Source organism: Hymenobacter guriensis, assembly GCF_015773195.1.
In the GTDB taxonomy this organism is placed as follows: domain Bacteria; phylum Bacteroidota; class Bacteroidia; order Cytophagales; family Hymenobacteraceae; genus Hymenobacter; species Hymenobacter guriensis.
In genome coordinates, this window is the sequence record NZ_JADWYK010000020.1 from 76320 (window position 1) to 82589 (window position 6270).

The 6270-nt window shown below is 47.0% G+C and carries 2 protein-coding genes; both read left to right on the top strand.

The features are described from left to right. Positions 1 to 1005 precede the first annotated feature (1005 nt). Positions 1006 to 5460: a DUF6443 domain-containing protein gene (locus I5L79_RS21575; protein WP_317191402.1), complete on the top strand. Its 4455-nt coding sequence runs from the start codon at positions 1006 to 1008 to the stop codon at positions 5458 to 5460. 8 nt (positions 5461 to 5468) lie between these two features. Then, positions 5469 to 6038 carry a hypothetical protein gene (locus I5L79_RS21580; protein WP_196957164.1) on the top strand — a complete coding sequence of 190 codons (570 nt, stop codon included), beginning with the start codon at positions 5469 to 5471 and terminating at the stop codon, positions 6036 to 6038. Positions 6039 to 6270 lie beyond the last annotated feature (232 nt).

Here is a 6270-nt window from a genome sequence, read left to right on the forward strand (position 1 = left end):
TTTGCTGATTTTTTCTTTTCCCGCAAATCATGGGTTGTCTTGAGCTTACTCTGTTGCCACAGTTGGAACACCCATGCTCAAACGTCCAGCGATTATAATATTCATGCAGCCAACGGGTATAACTATACGGCCATCGTTGGGGAAACACGTACGTACACGTATTCTGGCTATAACTCAAGTGCATGGCAGTCGTATTCCTGGGGGTTAGCCACTGGTGGGGGGAATATCTTAAATACCTACACAACTCCGTCACCTGCAAATGTCAAAACAGACATTAAATGGACTACGCCCGGCACCTGGCGTATCCGATACCAGATACCTTCTTCCACCTATCCCTATACAGCTACTGAAGATGGTAGCCTCACGGTTACGGTCACCTGTCCTAACACACCTGGTAACACGTCTAGTAATCCAATTTCATTAGGTATGCTCGCGGAGTGTGGTGAAACCCGCTCTACCATTCCTGTGTCGGTTGGTCCCTGCAATAGCATCTATTACAACCGACCAGCTGCTTACTATAAGTTTAGCTTAAGCATACCCACGAACGTTTCGCTTAATACCTGCTATTCCAGTTCCTATGATACCTACCTGTCTCTAGCCTCCGCTACGGATATTTACTCGCCACTTATCACGAACGATAATACTCCGACGGCAGGATGTAGCGCTGGTGCTTCCTTTCTACAACGAAACCTAGAGGCAGGGGATTACTATATTATTGTCTCAAGCCTGACTCAAACGGCGGGATCTGCGTTACTTTCTCTTAAGACGACTCCTTTAGCTCCTACCATCACTGAGCTGAACAGGCCTGCTGGAGGATACAAAACAATACTAGGTGACCCAGGCATACCTATCACTATTGACGGATTGGGAAGCACCACTTACACTTGGTCGCCAGCCACTGGGTTAAATGCCACTACGGGAGCAACGGTACGTGCTGCTCCCGCTACAACAACTACGTACACAGTAGTGGGCACCCGGTGTGGCTTAACCTCCGCCCCATTGCAAGTGCAAGTGCAGGTGGTGCCCGGCAACTTTATAACTACCCGGGTTGCCCAAGTTACGGGCAAGCGCACGGCAACACAATTGGTTGGCTACCCGGCCCAAGCGGTTGCAGTCAGTACCACTTACTTTGATGGGTTAGGCAGACCGAGCCAAAAGGTCACCCAAGCAGGCTCTCCCACGCAGTACGACTTGGTAGAGCCTATCACATATGATGCTATAGGAAGGACTTCCTCTACCTATTTGCCTTACGCCCAGGATATTAATAATGGCGAGTTTAAAGTCGACGCAGTTAGCAAACAAGCCGCTTTCTACGCGGCTTCCACAACCGGCGACAATATTGCAAATGACTCGCAGCCTTATACCCGTACGGTCTATGAGGCTTCTCCGTTGGACCGAGTACTCAAACAAGGGGCAGTTGGTAGTGCCTGGCGGCCGACACCAGGGCCCGATCATACCCTGAAACCCGTTACACGCACGAACTGGGCCAATGAAGTGCGGCGGTTTGACTGTACGGCCACTAGCGTCTCCTCTCCTGGCTTTTATGCAGCAGGAGAGTTGTTTGTCTCCGAAATGTGGGATGAACATGATGCCCTGATAACGGAATACAAGGATAAGGATGGACTCGTCGTGCTTAAACGGGTGTCGACTTCCAGTGGAACGGTCTGCAAGGTGCGCGGTTACTATGAGGGGGTAACGACAGCAAATCCTATTAGCCTCTTAACGCTCGATGCACCAACAGATACGCGCCTTACAGGCATACAATCGGCTACCTTCGGCGTGGGTAGTGGTACTACCGGTACATGTGGGAGTTTCACGTTTGGTAGTTGTGTCGCTGATGTCACAGCACAAGTACAGCAGAAAGTGGCTACTAGCCTAACGGCGAACACCACTAGTCTAACGATTCCTATTAATGTCGATTACTTAGGAGACCCTTGCCCGGGCTCTGGCAAAACGCTGCAAGTTGTAGCTACCTATACCGCCTTATCTACCAGCACAACGAAACCGGATCAGCAGACCTATTATGCATATGACTCCTTTAATCGTTTACGATTGGTCATTCAGCCGCAAGGAACTTTAGATCTACCGACCACTGGTACCTGGACGCCTAGTCCCGATTTCCAGTCACGCTGGTGCTTTCGCTACGTATACGATGCTAAAGGCCGGGTAATAGAAAAGCAGGTGCCAGGCTCCGGACCTGTACGCATTGCGTATAACCAGCGGGACTTGCCCGTCCTCACCCAAGATGCGAACCAAGGAACCACGAACTGGACTTTCACCAAGTACGATGGTCTTAATCGACCCATTCTCACAGGTACCGTTAGCTTAGGCAAAGACCACACAACGGTCCAGAGCGAGCTGAATGCGGCCTCTGAAACCGTCTTCACGGAGCAACGCACCACAACAACTGTGGGGTACACGCTAACGAATTCTTATCCCCGCATCAACATCACCGAGAGCAGTTTGCTCAGCATTACGTATTATGACGACTACACCTATCCCAGCCTGAATGCTACCAGTCAAGGCGATACGACGCTATCCTTTGTAGGCTCGGCTGCCACTAGAGCAGTTGCCGTTCGTGGTCAAGTAACCGGCACACGGGTTCGGCAGTTGCCCGACCACACCACTACATATGGGGGGTGGCTAACGTCTGTCTTGTACTATGACTCGGAGTACCGGCTGCTGCAAAGTGTAACGAAGAATACGCTTAGTGGCACGGACCGAACCACGAACGGCTATGATTTCGTGGGCCGGGTACAATACACCATGCTCAAGCATTTGGGCAATGGGGTGCGGCGCACCATTCGTAACGACTTTGTCTATGACCATGCCGGCCGGCTGCTAACCACCACGCAACGAACGGATGGTCAGCCCTCCATCCTACTAGCCAAACAAGAATACAATGCTCTTGGCCAGCTTGTCGACAAGAAGCTACACAGCGCCGATGGTGGGGCCACATTCCTACAGTCGGTGGACTACCGCTACAATATCCGCGGTTGGCTTACCAACATCAATAACCGCAACCTAAGCAATGATGGCTCCCGCTACAACGATGCTGACCCCAATGTCGACAATGTTGCAACTGAGGGTCAGGATTTGTTTGGTGTGGAGTTGATGTATGACAAAGAACAAAACTTGAAACAAAGCCCGCTGCAATACAATGGCAATATCTCGGAGGTCATGTGGAGTACACGTAGCACAGCGAACAACTCAAAATTGCGCGGCTATGCCTACAGTTATGATCAGACGAACCGCCTGACAGAGGGCATTTACCGTACGTATGAGGGAACGGGGTGGAATAATATTAACATGGACTTTTCCGTGTCAGGCATCACCTACGACTTGAATGGCAATCTGAAAACCATGATCCGTAATGGTCAGATTAATAACCCTACAAGTACTTCGCAGACAGGTATATTAGACCAACTTACCTATTCTTATAAAACAACCGGTGGTTCAGCTAGCAACCGCCTGCTAGCGGTAGACGATCTAGCTACTGCTACCACACTGAATGTTACAGCTGCTACCCATGATTTTGAGGATAGAGGTAACCTCTTCAGCGGTCAAGCTGGAAATAATACACCTGAATATACGTATGATGCAGCTGGCAACTTAGTAGCGGACAAGAACAAAGGAATTACTCTAATACGCTATAACCGGCTCAATCTGCCTTGTTGGATTGAGTTCGGCGCTGGAAACCGCATTGAGTACGTCTATTCAGCCACGGGCACTAAGCTGCGTAAGCGAGTCTACAAATTAGGGGAGAGCTTACCAACCCAGACAGATTATGTAGGCGCGTTCGTGTATGAAGGCAACTCGCAAATTAGCCAACCGGTTTTTGCGCACACAGCTGAAGGACGCGTTTTATATTTTGCAGACCGCACCAGCTATAAGTGGAAGTATGAATACCATTTGAAGGACCATCTGGGCAACCTACGAATGACCTTTCGCGACACCGATGGGCCCAGTACCGAAAAGCAACTCACCGCAGGCATGGAGCCGGTGAACGCAGCCGAAGAAGAACAGCGGTTTGCCCACGTGAGCGAGACGCGGCTACGGGACGCCATGCATGCGCGTACGGGTAGCTATGTAGCACGCTTGAATGCCCGTGAAGGCCGTCGTTTAGGGCCTAGCATTACGTTAGCGGTAGCTGCTGGCGACAGTTTAAAAGCTGAAGTATACGGCCGTTATGACCGTAATGGCGCTACAGGTAGCCTGCTGCGCTCTGGGGCCCTGGTGGCCGGAGCAGCGGTAGCCGGTAATCCGTCGGATCTCTCTAGTGACAGAATGCAACGGATTCATGCCCGCCGCCGCTGGCTGCCCTACGTAGGCGCTAGTGTGGCTTTGCTGCCGCAATTGCTCAAGTCACGTAGCGCAGAATTGCCTACGGCTTTCCTGCGCTACGAACTCTTCGACCAGGATAGTCAACTGGTGGCCAGCGGCACTCGTTCTTTACTGCGTACTGCTACCGATACCTGGCAACGCCTTGATCTAGGGTTGAAAGCTGATAGTGCAGGTTATGTGAAAGTGAGTGTCATCAATGAAAGCGCAATACCTGCGTACTTCGATGATTTGGCACTACAACCGGCCGAACCACTCTATTTTCAGGAGAATCATTATGACCCTTGGGGTCTAAATTTGGTAGGTATCGAAACGGTAGGTATACCTAATGCTAAATTTCAGTACAACGGCAAAGAAAAACAGGAAGAGTTTGGCCTCAACTGGAATGATTATGGAGCTCGCATGTATGACTCACAATTGGGGCGTTGGCATGCAGTTGATCCATTAGCTGAGAAATACTACTCTTGGACGTCCTACAACATGAGTATAAATAATCCTATCTTATATAAAGATATTGATGGGAGAGACATTATTAACACGCAAAATTATCTTAGATTTACAGGCAGCGATGCGCAAACACTATTTAATTCATTAACTACTAGACCACCGAATAAAATACATTTGGTACCTGAGTCAGAAACTCCTGCTATATATCAACACACTTTAGATGCTTTCAAAAAAGGACGTCCACAAATTTTAACTTATGATTCTGATAAAAATAATAGAGACAAAAGAAGAGAGGATGCCCTTAAAGCAAGCGGGCTGCCCTCTAGGTATCCTGAAGGATTGGAAAGAGATGAATATCCATACGCGTCCACAATGGAAGGAGGCAAAAATGCGTTAGTGGCGTATGTTCCGAAGAAGCAAAATGGTAGCCAAGGTGCTCGACTCAAACAATTGTACTCACAGATGAAAACTGGCGATAAGTTTATAGTACTTCCTTTGCCAGATTCTAATAAACCTCCTGTTCCAGTGCCTCAGCCTTTTATCATACCTGTCATTCCTGTGCAACCAACAATAATAGACCGATTGGTGCCAGCATTAAGAACAATACCATTATTTTGGATGCCCATTTTTTTTCCCATTACTCCTAATCAAGAATCGCTTCCTGAAAGTTGATTTCACTTATGGATTTTCGAAACGTACTAGTTCGTTTTCTGGAAGAATTAAAACGCAATAAGTCACCTGTGATCTCATTTTTGAATGATGGCATTGCGGAACAAGAGGCGCTTGCTTTATTTAGCAGGATTAATATAAGCCCCCCCAAATGTTTACTTGATTTATATACATGGAAGAATGGATTGTATAGTGAGAACATAAACGCAAATTATCTACTTTTTGGAGCTAGGGGAATATTTTCTCCTTTGGAAATCAGTACTCATCTATACGTTCTTGATATAGAAGAAGAAATTTATCCTAAATATTTATTTCCATTATTTTTTGACAGTACTTACTTAATAAATATAGACCCTTTATCAAAAAGTTTTAATATGATATATTATTATTCCCCTTCACTTGGGATGAGTCATCCTATAACTATATATGATTCATTGTCTAAAATGTTCCATACATATATTGAATGCTTTCAAAAGAAAGCTTTTTTTTATGATGAGAACAAATATTTCACAGAAATTATAGACGATGTAGAAATAATATCAAAGAGCTTGAATCCTAAATCAGAATACTGGAAACAATAGATTTATTATACGCGTTAGTTCCATCAACCGATGTAGATATTAAATTTTTCGGTGGTGGTATAAAGGGAGGTGATTAGGGTTTTCCGGACAGTGCCAGTGGCTGCTTTAGGACCTCTGAGAAGCGGCTTTTGCAATCACGCGTTTTTGTGTGCATTACCTCCCTTTATACCACCGCCTAATAATTAAACAAATTGGTGAAATATTATTGACAATTGGATACATTTATTCTATC

What these genes read in the sequence shown, in the direction of transcription:
- I5L79_RS21580 (WP_196957164.1), top strand. Translation starts at nt 5,469, where the DNA reads ATGGATTTTCGAAACGTACTAGTTCGTTTTCTGGAAGAATTAAAACGC.